Source organism: Albibacterium profundi, assembly GCF_042159835.1.
GTDB classification, from domain to species: Bacteria; Bacteroidota; Bacteroidia; order Sphingobacteriales; family Sphingobacteriaceae; genus Albibacterium; species Albibacterium profundi.
Genome location: NZ_JBBVGT010000003.1, coordinates 519,628 through 535,819, shown reverse-complemented (window position 1 = coordinate 535,819; position 16,192 = coordinate 519,628). Strand labels below are relative to the sequence as shown.

Genomic DNA, 16,192 nt, shown 5'->3' with positions numbered 1-16,192 from the left:
AGATGGATACACAAGCCGAAATAACCGAAAACGAAAAATTTGTTAAGGAGAATAGCTTAGAATGCAAGTTATATATTCACCAAACAGACCGTACTTGTCAAATTGCTATTGTTGATCATCATAATCGAATTCGGCTATTGCGGGAATCGGCAAGTGACCAGGCTTTTAAGGAAAATACAGAAATCCTGAGTCTCCGGTTTCAACAAACGAGCTTAGTTGTTTTCCCAAAAAAGATCTTTCTCCTCCCGCAGGAACTGCAAGAAGGCAAACACTACGACACGGTTGCTGAAATGAATGATATCGATGTTAATGAAGTTCAAACAGCGATCATAAGAAGCCAAGAATGCGTAGCAAACTTTATTCCTCGCGACGAGTATCAGTTCTGGATATCCGTACTAAAAGATGCCGACTTAATTCCGACTACAGCAGTCATTATCAACAAATTAAGCAACGTAAAAGTTAAATACAAGGTTTTGGTAGGCATTCATTTTTTCAACGATGCTTTTGAGATTGTTTTACTGGAAGACAATGCGTTAAGGTTCCATAATATTTTCAAAGCGAATACACCGGACGAATTTAACTTCTTCATACTAACAGTATTTAATAAACTGAATATCATACCATCGATAACCCAGTTCTACCTTTGGGGAGTAGAGGATGAGAACAGTGTTTATTATAAGAAGTTGGAAAAATATACCAGAAACATTTCCTTTCCAACAGGATCTAGCGAAATCATTGACGTTCATGATAGTGAACATTCCGACATACACATACTAACAGGAGCTATAGAATGCGAATCATATCAGGCGAGTTAAGAGGTCGTAAAATCAACCCACCAAAGGGTCTGCCAGTTAGACCCACAACTGACATGGCCAAAGAAGCGCTGTTTAATGTGCTCACGAACCGTTTTCATTTTGAACAGATACGAGTACTCGATCTGTTTAGTGGAACGGGTAGCGTAGCACTTGAATTTATATCAAGAGGCACCCAGAGCCTGGTGGCGGTCGATCAAAACAACAAATGCGCTGCCTTTTTAAGTGAGATGGTTGAAAAGTTTGATCTTTCTAATCTCCGGGTAGTGCGAGATAATGTTTTTAAATTTATAGAAAGAAGACATGAACCTTTTGATATCATTTTTGCTGACCCACCTTATGATATGGATAAACTGAAAGAAATTCCGAAACGAATTCAAGAGAGTGGATTACTGAAAGAAGACGGATGTTTTATCTTAGAGCATCCATCTTATTTCGACTTCGACAATGAGCTAAACTTTACCGAAAAACGTAAATATGGGCAAACAGCCTTTTCTTTTTTTCAGTCACCGTCAAACTAAACCAGATGAGTAATATTGCGATTTTCCCCGGTTCTTTCGACCCCATCACCAATGCTCATGTAGACATCATTGAGCGGGCTTTACCTCTTTTCGACAAGATTTATATTGCCATCGGTGTAAATAGTTCGAAAAAGCCATATATCGAACTAGAAACGAAGAAAGCAATTCTCGAAGAAGTATTTAAAGGAAAGCGTGAACAGGTCATAATAGATAGCTATCAAGGATTAACGGTCGACTATTGTAAAAAAGTCGGTGCTCAGTTCATATTACGAGGCATGCGGAGTGCTAAAGACTTCGAATTTGAGCAGCCAATCTCGCAAAACAATCAGTTACTAAACGAAAGCGTACAGACCATTTTCTTGATTAGTAGCCCCGGCTACGGACATATCAGCTCAACCATTGTACGCGATATACATTCCAACGGTGGTGATTTAGGGAAATTAGTACCCCAAGCAGTGATCGACCATCTGGACGGTCGTGATCAGCGCTAGCTTTCGCTATTGCTTTATAACCGGAAACAAGTCGCCTATCATTTCTTTTATTAATGGATACGTGTTTTTCAATACAGATGCGAAACTATCTGGCTTTATCCATAGGGCTTGTTGGATATCTTCCTCGATCTGCGGCACCAAAGCAGGAGTGCCCTGAACAGACATATGATACCAGTTTGTTTTTTTAAGGATGAACTCTCCCCGAAGGAAGTAAACATGGTAAGTGGATCTGATTTTTTCGCCGAGCGATTCAACGCTAACACCGCACTCTTCTTCTACTTCTCGTACCGCCGTCTCATCCATTCTTTCACCTGTCTCCACCTTGCCCTTTGGAAGGTCCCATTTACCCAAACGCTCGATAAACAAATAAGCGGACTCCGCATTTTTTACCAGTCCGCCAGCTGCTTTAATTAGCGTTACAGAGCGTTTTATTTCCTTAAAGCGCTGTTTCGGGTCGTTTACACGCATTAAAAACGTGTCGACAAGACCATTTTCTTCAACATCCTGAAAAAGCTTTACTATGTCAAAATATTGACTATCAATCTCTTGAGCCTCAACCGGTATTTTTTCGCTAAAATCAGTGATAATCAACACCGATTCGTTCATATAAATTTTATAGATTTGTGCCATGGATAACATGAGTGAGATTGAACAAAAAATCGCTGAATTTCTTTTGCAAATAAAAGCAATAAAATTGGAACCTACGAATCCGTTTACATGGGCGTCTGGACTAAAATCACCTATTTATTGCGACAACAGAATTACCTTATCCTACCCTACAATCAGAACCTATATTCGACAAAAGTTTTCTGAAGTGATCCATGAGGAGATCGGATCTATCGATATGATTTCGGGTGTGGCAACGGCAGGTATTCCACAAGGTGTATTGGTTGCACAAGATCTTGGTTTACCGTTTACCTACGTTCGTTCAAATGCCAAAGGACACGGTCGTCAAAATCTGATCGAAGGCGAAGTGGTCGACGGTCAGCGCGTAGTTGTTATTGAAGATCTGGTTTCAACGGGTAAAAGCAGCCTTGCAGCAGTCCAAGCATTGCGCGATGCAGGTTGTAATGTAGTAGCCCTCCTGTCAATCTTTACCTATAATCTACCTATAGCCGAGGAAAACTTTAAAGAAGCTAAATGTCGCTTTATTAGCTTGTCTAACTATGATGCTTTGGTACAATATGCTGCAGCGAATCAATTTATTAATGACAACGAAAAGTCATTGCTAGATAGCTGGCGACTAGATCCTGAAAAGTGGAGCGAAGAACAAACTGCTAAATCCAAATAGATCATCACGCTAGAGATAAACAAGCCATGACTTCCTTTATCAGTAAAATAAAAATAGATAAGCCTGTCGAACAAGTTTATCTATTTTTGGAGGATTGTAACAACCACGAAAAACTACAACCTGAAAACATCTATAATTGGACGTCTACCCGCGATGAGGCTCATTTTACCATCCAAAATATGGCGAAACTATCACTGGTTGTGAAAGAAAGAATCGCTAATCAATCTATTGAATTCGTACCTTCTGGCAATGCCCCCTTTGATCTCTTTTTAAAATGGATGCTTAGCCGCGACACGGACGGATCCAGTAATGTTATACTAGAGTTATCAGCGGATCTGAATATGATGATGAAAATGATGGCATCCGGACCGCTTCAGAAACTGGTTGACTACCAAACGGCAAAGTTAGCCGAAGTTCTGTAAAAAAGATTTGATTTCATGATAGACCCTAGCCGTAGGTAAGCCTACAACATTGGTATAAGAGCCGTCAATTTTATCAACCCCAATCATTCCTATCCATTCTTGAATACCGTATGCACCAGCTTTGTCGAAGGGTTGGTAGTTTAGGATGTAGTACTCGATTTCTGAATCAGTCAATTCTTTAAAATGAACAACTGTCTTTTCAAAAAATGAAAATATCTTTCCTCGATGCAGGAGTGCGACACCCGTAATCACTTCATGACTGCGAGCAGAAAGCGCATTCAGCATTTTTTTTGCGTCCTGATAATCAACAGGTTTTCCAAAGATTTCATCATCTATGGTAACGACGGTATCTGCGGCAATCAACAACTCTGAACTCACATGTTCAACAAAAGAGTTGGCTTTCTTTTCAGCAATATAGACAGCGACTGCCTCTGGTCTAAAGCTCGTTGGGTACGACTCATCGATGTCTTTCGACTTCACCTCAAAATCAATTCCCAGCTGACCAAGAAGTTCCTTCCTTCGCGGTGAATTGGAGGCTAGTATTACATTGATATTTGAAAGGTATTGTCTCAGATCCATTTTATTTACTTTTAACGCTTGTGTCTCTGTTCCATTGTCCCTGTAGCTTCATGACTTTCTCAATTACATCCCGAACAGCACCTTTACCACCGGCACAGGTCGACACATACTGAGAAACCTCCTTGATTTCCTCGACGGCGTCAGAAGGGCAGCTCGCTATCCCAGCTTCTTCCATCACAATCAGGTCCGGGATATCATCACCCATAAATAGTAAATCATCCACCGTTAAGTCTTGGGCTTTCAGCCATTCATACAAAACTGCACGCTTGTCGGTCACACTTAAAAACACATCGTGTATACCTAATCCATTTAAGCGTAACTTGACCCCGTTAGATCGCCCCCCAGTAATAATAGCGATCGGGTAGCCTTTTTTGATTGCAAGTTGCAAGGCATATCCGTCCTTTATAGAAAAGCTACGCAACTGCTCCCCCTCTTCAGTAACCAAGACCTCGCCATTCGTTAACACACCGTCAACGTCAAAAACAAAAGCTTTAACCTTTTTAAATCGCTCGAATAATTCCATATTATTTCTGGGTCGATATTTTTATTAATTCTTCGCTCAGCAATTTATAAATTTCCTGCCAGTCTTTTTTATATTCCAAAAACTTTATATGATCGCGCACAATGCTCATATCCTTCCGTATAGCCGGTCCGGTTTGAACATCTTTTGGCGCATGTAATTGCGCCTTATCAGCTGTCTCCTTAATCAAAGGCCTTATCAGACCGAAATCTAAATCATGCTCTTCTAGGAGTTGCTGAGCGATAGCATAAAGAAAGTTTGTATAGTTGCAGGCAAAGACAGCTGCAATATGCAAGGATTTTCGCTGAGCGGATGTGACTACTTCTACCCGATTCGATATAGACGAAGCTAGGTTCTTTAACAAATCGAGTTGTGAAGAGTTTGAAACCTCTAATAAGATTGGAATTGCTTGAAAATCGACTTCCTTGCTTTTTGAAAAAGTCTGCAGAGGATAAAATACTCCAACCTTATCGAATCGACCTCCAAACACGTCCATGGACGTACTACCAGAGGTATGGACAAGCATGCCGTTAAGGTTCCCCTTTATGTGCTTTAGCTGTGTGATAAGGTCAGAAATAGCATCGTCCACAACCGCGATGATATAAACATCGGCATTGAGGTCCACTTGGTCCAAACGATCCGTAGATCTCGCATTAAGCCTATGAGCGAGCTCTTCTGCGTTTACCCCTTGGCGGCTCCAGACCTGCAAGATATTATTACCGGCGTGGACAAGTGCTTTACCCAAATGGGTAGCCACATTACCACTTCCCAGTATAACAATATCCATATTTCCTGATTACTTGACTTCCTTGTTTCTTCTTACTATCGACATGATAAAGCCAATGGTCATAATAATTGTACCCGCCCAGAAAAAATTAATATAAGGGAATTCAATTGCCTTCATCACAATCCATTTCCGTTCTTCGGGTGGACGCTGATAAACCATTAATTCCAATATATTTTCATCCGGCTTAATGTTTGTAAAGCGGAACTTTAGACCCTCTTCTGTTACGTCTTTTCCAAAATCATAAACACGACCATCTTTGATAAGGTAGATAGGCTCGGCAGTATATTGCTTATCGTCGTTAGCATAAACCTCTAAGGTCATCCCAACCGCAATATCACTATCTGCCACCGGGATGTTTTGTATAGTAGCGTTCCGGTTCACCTCCTTCACAATGATGTAACCACTACGATAACGCAGCGTGTCACCAATATTTACTTCATAGGTGGCAGGCTCTTCATATCCTTCATAAGGCGAATGTCCTTCATGATCTTCGTGCGTACCCTCCTCTAATAGTGCCTCAATCTTTGGTGCGGCCGTTACGATCGTGTAAATATCTTTCGTTAGGTAATGACGGGTACTCGGTGTACCCACCAGACCCATGTCCGGGTTTTGCTGAGCTCGAGGAGTCAACTGGAATCTTTCCTTCACATTTCCGTCTTCGTCCTTCCGAACGTAGTTTACTTTATAATATACATCCACACCTTTCACACTGTCCCCAACATAGGTGATGGTATAATCACCCATTTGTATAGGTTCATTGATATACATAAATAAGTTATCTCCCGGAGTTTCAACTTCATCAAAACCTTCAACCGCGATAACCCCAGAGCTGTTTTTTGAAATGACACGTTCAGTAGCCGCGGCAACCAAGGCTCCGATTAACAGTAATGCAAAACCAATATGTGCCACCGCTGAACCAGCGAGTCTCCACTTACCCTTAAAGGCATCTCCCAGTACTTTAGCATTGGCTATGATAGAGAACACAGCTGCAAAGGTCAACAGAATATACATAAAATTGGTGTACACACCCGTTACATACAACACGATTGCCGTAACCACAGCAGCTACAATCACCGAACTTATAATACTTCTATAAAAGGTCTTAATATTTGTCTTCTTAAATTTCATAAACTGAGCTAACGCTGAAAGAATAGCGATAACTACCGCAAAAGGAACCTGCCATTTATTATAATGAGCAATCGGATCTGCCGGTGGCGCTACCTTGGTTCCAAATACCGCGTTGAACACGGGGATCGATGTACTTGCGATGATCTGAACACAAGCTACCAAAAGAACCATTGAACCAATGAATAGCCAAAACTCTCTAGAATAGGTTTCTTCGTCCTTTTTCGTAATTGGCAATTCTTTCCAACGAGCTACCAGAGCCCATATCATTAAACCAAAGAATATGAGGTTGAACAGTACCAACTGCCAGAACATTCCCAAATCAGTAAACGAGTGTACTGAAGTTTCTCCCAGAATACCGCTCCGAGTTAGGAAGGATGCATAGATCACCAACACAAAACTAATCATAACAAGCAATGCTGCGGTAAAATACGAATGGCCTGAGCTTTTATATGCGATAAGGACGTGTACTGCAGCGATCAAAGTAAACCAAGGAATGATGGATGCATTTTCGACTGGATCCCATGCCCAGAAGCCACCAAAATTTAATGCTTCATAGGCCCAGAAGGATCCCATGATAATACCGGCACCCAGAATCATCACAGCAAATAAAGCCCAGGGCATGACTGCTTTAATCCATTCACTATATCGTCTCTGCCAAAGCCCTGCAAATGCGTATGCAAAAGGAACGATCATTGACGCGAATCCTAAAAACAAGGTCGGCGGGTGAATAGTCATCCAATAGTTCTGCAACAAAGGATTCAGTCCCCTACCGTCAACAATCATTTTCAGATAGTCAGGGCGAGAAAATACCGGACCTTCCATCGCATCGCGAAGTAATATAAACGGAGAACTCCCTACGCGTTCGCCAAGCACCTCGATGCCCAGTAACATAGATGCCAATACTAGTTGGCATAACATCACGGTGGTCATTACGGAACTTTCCCAACTCTTTGCTTTAAAAACAAGGATCCCCCCTAACATGGCTTGCCAGAACATCCAAAGCCAGAAGCTACCTTCTTGCCCTTCCCAGAAGCTGGAAATAATATAATAGACAGGAAGTTTGGTCGACGAGTGCGCAAACGCATAATGATACTCAAACAAATGATTATAAATAATATAATACAATGTTGAACCAATACCGATTACAGCCGCCGAGTTAACCCAAAACGAAATTCGTCCTATTTTTTTCCAAGTTGCCGAAGATTCATCTTTGTATATAGTTGCGCAGAGATAACCGATAAACGATAATAAAGCGGCGCCAAATGATAAAACTATAAAGAACTGACCCAGTTGTCCGGGCAATAGGTTTTCACCTAGGTAATTAATCTCCATTAAAAAAGTAATAAATGTTTACGTGTTTGCTTTAGTATGCTGCTATCGACTATGAGGTTGCAATGGCCTCGCTAACTTCAATTTCCTGTTCGTTGTATTTCGACGGACATTTCATTAGAATCTTGGAAGCATGGAATTCTTCACCTACCATCTTACCGGTCAATACAATTTGTTCCGAACGTTCAAAATCTTGAGGTTTTGAACCATAAAATACCACTTTACGTTCCGCTCCTTCTTCATCTACCATGTAAAACGCAAAGTAGTTAGCGTTTTCAGTAGGATTGTATACGAGCTCTTTATCTTTATTCAACTGGCCTACGACGTGCAACTCTGCTTCGGTCTTCTGTGCCTCATCAAAAGAAGCGTATGTGCTTGAGTCACCGTAAATACTGATAACAATCGCAATCAATACTGCAATTAGAACTATTCCTAAAATCGAACTCTTTTTCATTGTCTATCCGATGATTATATTATGAACTGCAAAAATACGAAACCCAAGTCAAATGGGCGAACAATACAATAGCTGCATATTATATAGAACAATTCTAAATAACTATGAATCCCAACGAATCTGGCGATCGATTTTCTTAAGCGCCTGCTTCCTTTTTTCTGTCAATCGTGCTTCTTTTGCTTTCCGTGATGGTTTGGTTTTCTTACGGACTTTCTGAACTTTCAGTGCTTGTGTCAATAGTTGATAAAGTTGATCCATTGCCAATAATTTGTTCCGCTGCTGAGACCGACTTTCTTGAGAGATTACCTGTAAAAGATTATCCGATTGAAACCTGGAAGACAGCTTGTTAGCTATCCTATTCTTCTCTTCGTCATTAAAAACTGTAGCATTCCAAAGATCGAACCGAAGTTCAACTTTCGTAGCAACTTTGTTAACGTGCTGCCCGCCTTTACCACCGCTTCTGGAGGTGTGAAAAGAGATAAAAGGCATCAAGTCTTCTTTCGCAAAATTCATAATTCAAGTATAGTAAGTATAAAATAAATTTCAATAGATTCAACAAATAACTTTTAAATCTCGTTTGTGAAGCCGACGAAAATGTTACGAAAAAAACAACCCTTTCCTAACAAATACACCTATATAAGTCTCCCATAGAATGAGTTGAAGATACCCCTTCTACGGTTGTGCCGTAGACCTGCTAGAACGGCCGTTTGAATATGTTCACCAGCCGACCACTCGACGACAACCGCGGGAACATCCTGTACAAGGCCCGTACAAGACATTAGCTTTTACCTTCCATGTCTTGTATATAAAAAGCGATTTCTTTAAGTTTGCGGTACATGGACAGAAAGAATATGATAATCGCTATCGACGGTTATTCATCTTGCGGAAAAAGCACGGTGGCCAAGGCTCTCGCCAAGCACTTAAATTACGTATATATCGATAGCGGCGCCATGTATCGAGCAGTAACCCTGTATTTCATCCAAAACGACATAGATCATCAACAGCCGGATCAGGTAGCAAAGGCTCTGACAGAAATCCATATCGAGATTCATACAGAGAGAGGAGCAAACAAGTACTTTCTAAACGGAACAGTCGTTAATGACGACATTCGCGAAATGCGAGTTTCCGAACTTGTGAGTGAAGTAAGTGCCATTAAAGCGGTACGTACCGCCATGGTTGCCCAACAAAAACGAATGGGAGCGAATAAAAACATCGTTATGGACGGCAGGGACATTGGAACCGCCGTCTTCCCGAATGCCCAGATCAAAATATTTATGACTGCTGATCCGCAGATCCGTGCGGAACGCAGGTATAAAGAACTACAAAATGCTGGCAAAATGATTACGATAGAAGAGGTTATCGCAAATCTGGCATATCGTGACCATCAAGATACTACCCGAAAAGAGAGTCCACTAACAAAAGCCGATGATGCTGTTGTATTAGACACTAGTTCTATGAATCAGCAAGAACAACTTGAATTTGTTCTAAATGAGGTAAAAAACGCTTCGAAACCCCTCGATTAAGTCCCTATCAGCAAAATATCCTTATAAAATAGCTTTTTTTTATTAATTAAAATATTATTTACATACCTTTGCAGTCCTGATCAAAGATCGGGAAAAGGAGATAAATTAATTAATGGCAAAAAAACAAGAAGCAGAAAAAGAACTAGAGGCTAAAAAAGCCGAACTTCAGGACACTGATTTAAACTCAGTTAAGGAAAAGGAGAACATCGAATCAGAAGCTGATTCAAAGTTCATCGATGAAATCAAATCGACCACTTGGAGTACCCCGGAAGGAGACTTCGATTGGGACAAAGACGACAAAGGTTTCGGTAATTACGATGACGCTGAGCGCGAAAAATTGGAACAAATGTATTCCGGCACTTTCAACTCTATTAATCAAGGGGAAATTGTAGAAGGAACGGTTGTTTCCATTAACAACAAAGATGTGGTACTTAACGTCGGTTACAAATCAGATGGTTTTGTATCTTTTACTGAATTTCGTGACCTTCCTGACTTAAAAGTTGGAGATAAGGTTGACGTATTCGTTGAAACTCAAGAAGACGAAAACGGACAATTAATCTTGTCACGTAAACGTGCGAAAACGCAAAGATCTTGGGAAGCAATCAACGAGGCTTTAGAACAAGACCTTATTATTAAAGGTTTCGTGAAAAGCCGTACTAAAGGAGGTTTAATCGTGGATATCCAAGGTGTAGAAGCATTCTTACCTGGTTCACAAATCGATATTAAACCAATCCGAGATTATGATATTTATGTAGGTAAAACAATGGAATTCAAAGTTGTTAAAATCAACCATGAATTCAAAAACGTTGTGGTATCTCATAAAGTTCTTATTGAAGACGATTTAGAAAACCAAAAAACAGAAATCGTTGCTAAGCTTGAAAAAGGTCAAGTTCTTGAAGGAACTGTTAAAAACATTACTGACTTCGGTGTATTCATCGACTTGGGTGGTGTTGACGGCTTACTTCACATTACTGACATCTCTTGGGGACGTATTGAACATCCGAAAGAAGTATTATCACTTGATGAAAAAATCAATGTGGTAGTATTAGACTTTGACGATGAGAAAAAACGTATCGCGTTAGGTTTAAAACAACTAACACCTCACCCTTGGGAGTCGTTAGACACTGCGCTTGAAGTAGGTTCAAGAGTGAAAGGTAAAATTGTTACTGTAGCTGATTACGGTGCTTTCCTTGAAATTACGCCAGGTGTTGAAGGCTTGATTCACGTTTCAGAGATGTCATGGTCACAAAATCTACGTAGTCCTCAGGACTTTATTAAGACTGGTGACGAGGTAGAAGCTGAAATCTTGACGCTTGACCGTGAAGAAAGAAAAATGAGCTTAGGTATCAAACAATTGACGCCAGATCCATGGAAAGACATTGCTGATCGCTACCCTGTTGGAAGCAAGCACAAAGCAATCGTTAAAAACATGACTAACTTTGGTGTGTTTGTTGAAATCGAAGAAGGAATTGATGGATTGATCCATATCTCAGATTTATCATGGTCTAAGAAAATCAATCACCCGAACGAATTCACAAAACCTAACGAGGAAATTGAAGTAGTGGTTCTTGAGCTTGACGAAGAAAATCGTAAACTAAGCTTAGGACATAAACAACTTGAAGAGAATCCTTGGGATACATTTGAAACGATCTTTACGCTTGATTCACTTCACGAAGGAACGGTTTTAAAAGTTGGTGACAAAGGTGCAATCGTCGCTTTAGCTTACGGTGTAGAAGGCTTCTGCCCTAGCAAACACAGTATTAAAGAAGATGGTTCAGCATTAAAAGCTGATGAAACCGCTCAATTTAAAATTATTGAATTCAACAAAGACGCAAAACGCATTGTGATTTCACATTCTCGTATCTGGGAAGATGAACGTGCCGAAGCACGCGTTGAAGAGTTCAATGCTCGTAAAAAAGAAGCAAAAGCTACTTCTGGAGCAGTTAAGAAAGTGAAGGATTCAGTAGAGAAATCTACTTTAGGAGACTTAGACGTTCTTGCTAAATTGAAGAAGCAAATGGAAGGCGACGAAGGAAAAGGGGAATAATTTATTCACCGACCCGACCAACCTTTCAATACTTAATAATGAAAAAGGAGGCTAAATCAGCCTCCTTTTTTTTACTATATGCACCCTTAACAAAAAAATTATCACATCGCTTCAACAAGATAGGCCTTAGGTTCCTCTCTTTTTTTCCGTTCGAGATTAGTAAGGCGATTTTTTACACTGCAGTAGCCTGTTACCCCCCGGTATAGCAGTGCACCTCCCAATATCAGCTCCCATACCGCGTTGGACGGCTTTGAAAATGTATCTGTCAAGCCCTTCGAGATCATAAATGTTCCAGTAGCAGCGGAGACAACTCGCTCCGAAGTACCGACATTAGCATTCTCAGTTGATTGTAAAACAACATCAACTACCGAATCCATTAATTTGTTCATATTGCTCTTCATAGTTACAGCATTTGTTTATGTAATACTTACTTTCTAACAGTTGTCAATCCAGGTTGTTTGAAAATTTCGATTTATATACAAGACTGAAGCTTGGACTAGTTTTTGTATTACATGCTGATAATAAGTCATAAACATTAAAACCAACGATTATGAAACGCAAAAATATAAATTTTATTCTCATCGGTTTTCTAGCCTTCTTCATTATAGGTTGCTTAGGGGAACGTTCATTGAAAGACGAGGATAGTGCCGACTCAACGGATATGACAACTGAAAACGTCTCAGCAACGATACCTGATGAAGCTATGTGCTTTTTACGTACAGACGGAACAAAACACCAGGATTCAACCTATGTTTACATTCGGTTAAAAGGGGATTCGGTCAGCGGCATACACCATTGGGTTCCTGATTTGAAGGATGCTAGACGCGGCGTGATCACCGGCACGAAAAGAGGCGATACAATTGATGTTGTTTGGAATTATACGCAAGAAGGTATAAGTGATACCCTACATACTGTATTTTTAATGGAGGACGGTCTGCTGAAACAACAAGCATATGCAGTACGAGAAGACGGACGCCAGGTTCTTGACCCGAATGCTCCCTTCGATATCATATACAACCCAACGGATTGTCCTAAATTTGAATGATAATACGCTCTAGTGATAATCGATACCCGTTACACGGTCGTCTTCGTTTAGATGTCCGGCGAGCTTCTTTAGAGTTTTTTTGTCACGAGAAATTATTTTGATTTCTGAGCCACCATCATCTGTGCGGTCTATCGAGAAGTGATCAATCATTAAAACATCATCCGCTAGTAATTCCTTTAAAACTTGCTTAGACTCTTCGACTGCTTTCAACCGCACAATTAAAAGAGGTCCGTTTTTCTTATTCGAAAACAGAAATGCTTCCACTTTTTGGAAAACCAACAAGATAACCAAAGCGATGATGGTGGTAGCTACGGCGGCCCAATACATACCGGCCCCTACCGCTAAGCCAATTGCCGCAACCGTCCACAGACCGGACGCGGTTGTTAGTCCACGAATAATACCTCGATGCAAGAAAATAATTGTACCTGCTCCTAAGAACCCGATCCCACTCACCACCTGTGCCGCGATACGAGTGGGATCAAACTGAATACCCTCGCGACCTACGAAATGCTCAAATCCGTAGGCGGAAACAATCATATAAAGAGCTGAGCCAACAGCAACCATCATATGTGTTCGCATGCCGGCGGTCCACTCCTTGCGTTCTCTTTCGATGCCAATTAACGCGCCACAAAAAGCTGCACAACTCAGTCTAATTATGATCTCGTAGGTATCTATGCTCATATATGCTTCTATTGATAACTTAAATTTAATATTAATCTTTCAAAATAAGCGCCAAATTAGTTAAAATTAGTTTACTTTGTTCTCAATGGAACTTAATACATGGCTCGAAATTGTCTCGGTTATCTTCGGTATTCTGTATTTGGTTTTGATGGTTAGAGAGAATATTTGGTGCTGGATATTCGGTATTCTTTCGTCAGCCATCACGGTTTATCTCTACACGCACGTCACACTTTACCTGGAAGCAGTTTTAAATATATACTACATCCTAGCTGGGTTTTATGGCTGGCATTATTGGCTTAATCATACGGTGAAGGATTCAAGCATTACGCCGGTTGTTACCTGGAAAGTCAATCATCATGTCATCACCATCATCAGTTGCGGCCTACTTAGCGTACTTCTTGGATACGTAATGGACCATTATACTGATTCTGAACGACCGTATATAGATGCATCACTCACCATATTTAGTTTTGTAGCGACTTATATGGAGGCCAAGAAAGTGCTTTCCACATGGTATTATTGGTTTGTGCTAAATTTAGTGTCTATCGGCCTCCAATTCGACCGAGGCTTATATTTTTTCTCGGCACTGTCGGTATTTTACACAGTGATGTGTATCTACGGATACCGACGTTGGAAAAAAACCATGCTTTCTCAAACGTCTATCGATACTTCTCTAGATAACTAAATTATCAGCAAAACCCGATTTGTATATTCGTTAATTTTTCTTCATTTTTGATTTAAGCGAATTGCTAAAACGATTCACTATATTCCAAACAACCGTTACTGCACCTATTATGAAAAATTTATTGTTACTACTCTTATCCATCTTATTTTTATCAGCAAATAGCTACTCACAAAAGAGGGAAACAAAAACCAATCCTCCGAATATACTTGTCATCATGGCGGACGACTTAGGCTACTCCGATCTCGGATGTTATGGAGGTGAGATTGAAACCCCCAATCTGGACTTTTTAGCTAAAGAGGGTGTACGCTTCAAACAATTTTACAATACCTCCCGATGTTGCCCCAGCCGCGCTGCACTACTAACCGGACAGTACAATCACGTGGCAGGCATTGGTGAGATGACCACTCAAACTGAGGCACCCGGGTACCAGGGACATTTAACGGATAATACGGTCACCTTAGCAGAAGTATTAAAAGAGGCAGGGTATCAGACGGCTATGGTTGGAAAATGGCATGTATCCAATACCATTGTTCAACCGGACGCAAAAGAACAGCTTAAATGGTTAAACCACCAGTCTACCCACCCCTTGTTTTCGCCAATCGAACAGTATCCGACCCGACGAGGTTTTGACAAATACTACGGTACAATTTGGGGAGTTGTAGATTTTTTCGACCCGTTCAGCTTAGTTAACGGCGAGGAGGCAGTAAGAAGCGTTCCGGACGACTATTACCATACGGATGCTCTAAACGATACAGCAGTAGCATATATTGAAAACTTCTCCAAAGACCAACCGTTTTTTATGTATCTGGCCCACAATGCGCCCCACTGGCCATTACAAGCTTTACCTGAAGATATTGCGAAATACGAAAACACCTATCAAGTAGGCTGGCAGGCCATACGCGAGCAGCGCTACAAGCGGATGGTTGATCTAGGACTCATTGATCCGAAAACCGAACCATTATCCGAGCGACTCCACCCTGAGCAATCTTGGGAAGATAATCCAAACAAAGAATGGGATGCACATGCCATGGCGGTTCATGCAGCGATGGTCGACCGTATGGATCAAGGTATCGGTCGGATTATTGACAAGCTGCGAGAACGGGGACAACTTGATAACACACTGATTGTTTTTTTAAGTGACAATGGAGCCAGTCCAGAGAATGCTATGCGCTATGGTCCTGGTTTTGACCGCCCTAGTCAAACAAGAGATGGTGAAACTATACACTACCCGGTTGATAAAGATGTCCTCCCTGGACCGCAAACTACGTTTACTTCATTTGGGGCCAACTGGGCGAATGTATCAAATACTCCTTGGCGAGAAGCTAAAGCTCAGTCTTTTGAAGGTGGCGTTCGTACACCCATGATTGCTTTTCTACCAAAATCCATGAAGGCTAAACGTGGTAGTATTAACAATCAGCACGTAGGACACATTATGGACTTCATGAACACCTTCATCGAAATTGCAGATGCAGACTACCCCGCTACATTTAATGGTCATGAAATAACGGCAAGTGACGGAATTAGTTTCCTAAGCGCTCTCCATGGTAAAAAATCGAACGGACACGAAGAGCTGTTTAATGAGCATTTTAATGCTAAGTATGCAAGAATCGGAGATTGGAAATTGGTTGTACGGCCGCGAGCAGAAAGCAAATGGGAACTCTACAACGTAAAGACGGACGCTACCGAAACAAAAAACCTGGCAACCACATATCCGCAGAAGGTAAAAGAAATGAGCGAACGTTGGAAAGTATGGGCAGATCAACATCAGGTATACCCAAAACCTTGATGTTTACTTATCAACAAGTTTTCAATCACTTCAATATCTTTCTTAATCATATTTAACATACCATAACATGCTCTACTAGATCATTCACGAA

General features: G+C 40.9%; 19 protein-coding genes. 10 read left to right on the top strand and 9 right to left on the bottom strand.

The features are described from left to right. Nucleotides 1–2: 2 nt before the first annotated feature. Genes WKR92_RS13715 through coaD form a run of 3 tightly spaced genes read left to right on the top strand, consistent with a single transcriptional unit; the run spans nucleotide 3 to nucleotide 1,824 of the window. Nucleotides 3–815, top strand: coding sequence for a DUF3822 family protein (locus WKR92_RS13715; protein ID WP_375558408.1), 813 nt, complete (start codon nucleotides 3–5; stop codon nucleotides 813–815). Further along, a complete protein-coding gene (rsmD, locus tag WKR92_RS13710) occupies nucleotides 791–1,333 on the top strand; it encodes a 16S rRNA (guanine(966)-N(2))-methyltransferase RsmD (RefSeq protein ID WP_375558407.1) in 543 nt (180 codons plus the stop codon). Before WKR92_RS13715 ends, rsmD begins: the two co-directional genes overlap by 25 nt. 5 nt (nucleotides 1,334–1,338) lie before the next feature. Then, nucleotides 1,339–1,824, top strand: a complete 486-nt coding sequence (gene coaD, locus WKR92_RS13705; RefSeq protein ID WP_375558406.1) for a pantetheine-phosphate adenylyltransferase — start codon at nucleotides 1,339–1,341, stop codon at nucleotides 1,822–1,824. A gap of 6 nt (nucleotides 1,825–1,830) precedes the next feature. Here the strand turns inward: coaD and WKR92_RS13700 are convergent, their stop codons facing one another. Next, on the bottom strand, nucleotides 1,831–2,430 hold the full coding sequence (locus tag WKR92_RS13700; RefSeq protein ID WP_375558405.1) for an NUDIX hydrolase: 600 nt from the start codon (nucleotides 2,428–2,430) through the stop codon (nucleotides 1,831–1,833). Nucleotides 2,431–2,452: 22 nt separating this feature from the next. Between WKR92_RS13700 and pyrE the strand changes: the two genes are divergently transcribed. Both pyrE and WKR92_RS13690 read left to right on the top strand, forming a co-directional pair. Then, a complete protein-coding gene (gene pyrE, locus WKR92_RS13695) occupies nucleotides 2,453–3,115 on the top strand; it encodes an orotate phosphoribosyltransferase (protein ID WP_375558404.1) in 663 nt (220 codons plus the stop codon). A 26-nt stretch (nucleotides 3,116–3,141) separates the two neighbouring features. Next, a complete protein-coding gene (locus tag WKR92_RS13690) occupies nucleotides 3,142–3,537 on the top strand; it encodes an SRPBCC family protein (RefSeq protein ID WP_375558403.1) in 396 nt (131 codons plus the stop codon). On the opposite strand, the gene WKR92_RS13685 is transcribed toward WKR92_RS13690, so the two are convergent. The 6 genes from WKR92_RS13685 to arfB all read right to left on the bottom strand — a co-directional run bounded on the left by WKR92_RS13685 (nucleotide 3,520) and on the right by arfB (nucleotide 8,847). Further along, nucleotides 3,520–4,116, bottom strand: a complete 597-nt coding sequence (locus WKR92_RS13685; RefSeq protein ID WP_375558402.1) for a Maf family nucleotide pyrophosphatase — start codon at nucleotides 4,114–4,116, stop codon at nucleotides 3,520–3,522. The two genes, WKR92_RS13690 and WKR92_RS13685, sit on opposite strands and share 18 nt — an antisense overlap. A gap of 1 nt (nucleotide 4,117) precedes the next feature. After that, the gene (locus WKR92_RS13680) at nucleotides 4,118–4,639 is read right to left on the bottom strand and encodes a KdsC family phosphatase (RefSeq protein ID WP_375558401.1); all 522 of its coding nucleotides are present in this window, start codon (nucleotides 4,637–4,639) and stop codon (nucleotides 4,118–4,120) included. Nucleotide 4,640: 1 nt separating this feature from the next. Next, nucleotides 4,641–5,423, bottom strand: a complete 783-nt coding sequence (locus WKR92_RS13675) for a Rossmann-like and DUF2520 domain-containing protein (protein WP_375558400.1) — start codon at nucleotides 5,421–5,423, stop codon at nucleotides 4,641–4,643. A gap of 9 nt (nucleotides 5,424–5,432) precedes the next feature. Beyond that, entirely contained in the window at nucleotides 5,433–7,883 is a 2,451-nt protein-coding gene (locus tag WKR92_RS13670) for a heme lyase CcmF/NrfE family subunit (RefSeq protein ID WP_375558399.1), read from the bottom strand. A 49-nt stretch (nucleotides 7,884–7,932) separates the two neighbouring features. Beyond that, nucleotides 7,933–8,334, bottom strand: coding sequence for a cytochrome c maturation protein CcmE domain-containing protein (locus WKR92_RS13665; protein ID WP_375558398.1), 402 nt, complete (start codon nucleotides 8,332–8,334; stop codon nucleotides 7,933–7,935). A 102-nt stretch (nucleotides 8,335–8,436) separates the two neighbouring features. Beyond that, entirely contained in the window at nucleotides 8,437–8,847 is a 411-nt protein-coding gene (gene arfB, locus WKR92_RS13660) for an alternative ribosome rescue aminoacyl-tRNA hydrolase ArfB (RefSeq protein WP_375558397.1), read from the bottom strand. Between the two features lie 323 nt (nucleotides 8,848–9,170). On the opposite strand from arfB, the gene cmk reads away from it, so the two are divergent. Both cmk and rpsA read left to right on the top strand, forming a co-directional pair. Further along, on the top strand, nucleotides 9,171–9,857 hold the full coding sequence (gene cmk, locus WKR92_RS13655; RefSeq protein ID WP_375558396.1) for a (d)CMP kinase: 687 nt from the start codon (nucleotides 9,171–9,173) through the stop codon (nucleotides 9,855–9,857). A gap of 112 nt (nucleotides 9,858–9,969) precedes the next feature. Continuing rightward, nucleotides 9,970–11,904 (top strand): 30S ribosomal protein S1, encoded by a 1,935-nt coding sequence (gene rpsA, locus WKR92_RS13650; protein WP_375558395.1) that lies wholly within the window; start codon nucleotides 9,970–9,972, stop codon nucleotides 11,902–11,904. Nucleotides 11,905–12,005: 101 nt separating this feature from the next. On the opposite strand, the gene WKR92_RS13645 is transcribed toward rpsA, so the two are convergent. Next, nucleotides 12,006–12,305, bottom strand: a complete 300-nt coding sequence (locus tag WKR92_RS13645) for a YgaP family membrane protein (RefSeq protein WP_375558394.1) — start codon at nucleotides 12,303–12,305, stop codon at nucleotides 12,006–12,008. Nucleotides 12,306–12,454: 149 nt separating this feature from the next. Here WKR92_RS13645 and WKR92_RS13640 point away from each other — a divergent pair, with 149 nt between their 5' ends. Next, nucleotides 12,455–12,949, top strand: coding sequence for a hypothetical protein (locus WKR92_RS13640; protein WP_375558393.1), 495 nt, complete (start codon nucleotides 12,455–12,457; stop codon nucleotides 12,947–12,949). Nucleotides 12,950–12,958: 9 nt separating this feature from the next. On the opposite strand, the gene WKR92_RS13635 is transcribed toward WKR92_RS13640, so the two are convergent. Further along, complete coding sequence (locus tag WKR92_RS13635) at nucleotides 12,959–13,630, bottom strand: MgtC/SapB family protein (RefSeq protein ID WP_375558392.1); 672 nt, start codon at nucleotides 13,628–13,630, stop codon at nucleotides 12,959–12,961. An 85-nt stretch (nucleotides 13,631–13,715) separates the two neighbouring features. Between WKR92_RS13635 and pnuC the strand changes: the two genes are divergently transcribed. Together pnuC and WKR92_RS13625 are read left to right on the top strand one after the other, a co-directional pair. Then, complete coding sequence (gene pnuC, locus WKR92_RS13630; protein ID WP_375558391.1) at nucleotides 13,716–14,315, top strand: nicotinamide riboside transporter PnuC; 600 nt, start codon at nucleotides 13,716–13,718, stop codon at nucleotides 14,313–14,315. Between the two features lie 109 nt (nucleotides 14,316–14,424). After that, the gene (locus WKR92_RS13625) at nucleotides 14,425–16,101 is read left to right on the top strand and encodes an arylsulfatase (RefSeq protein WP_375558390.1); all 1,677 of its coding nucleotides are present in this window, start codon (nucleotides 14,425–14,427) and stop codon (nucleotides 16,099–16,101) included. Nucleotides 16,102–16,192: the final 91 nt, after the last annotated feature.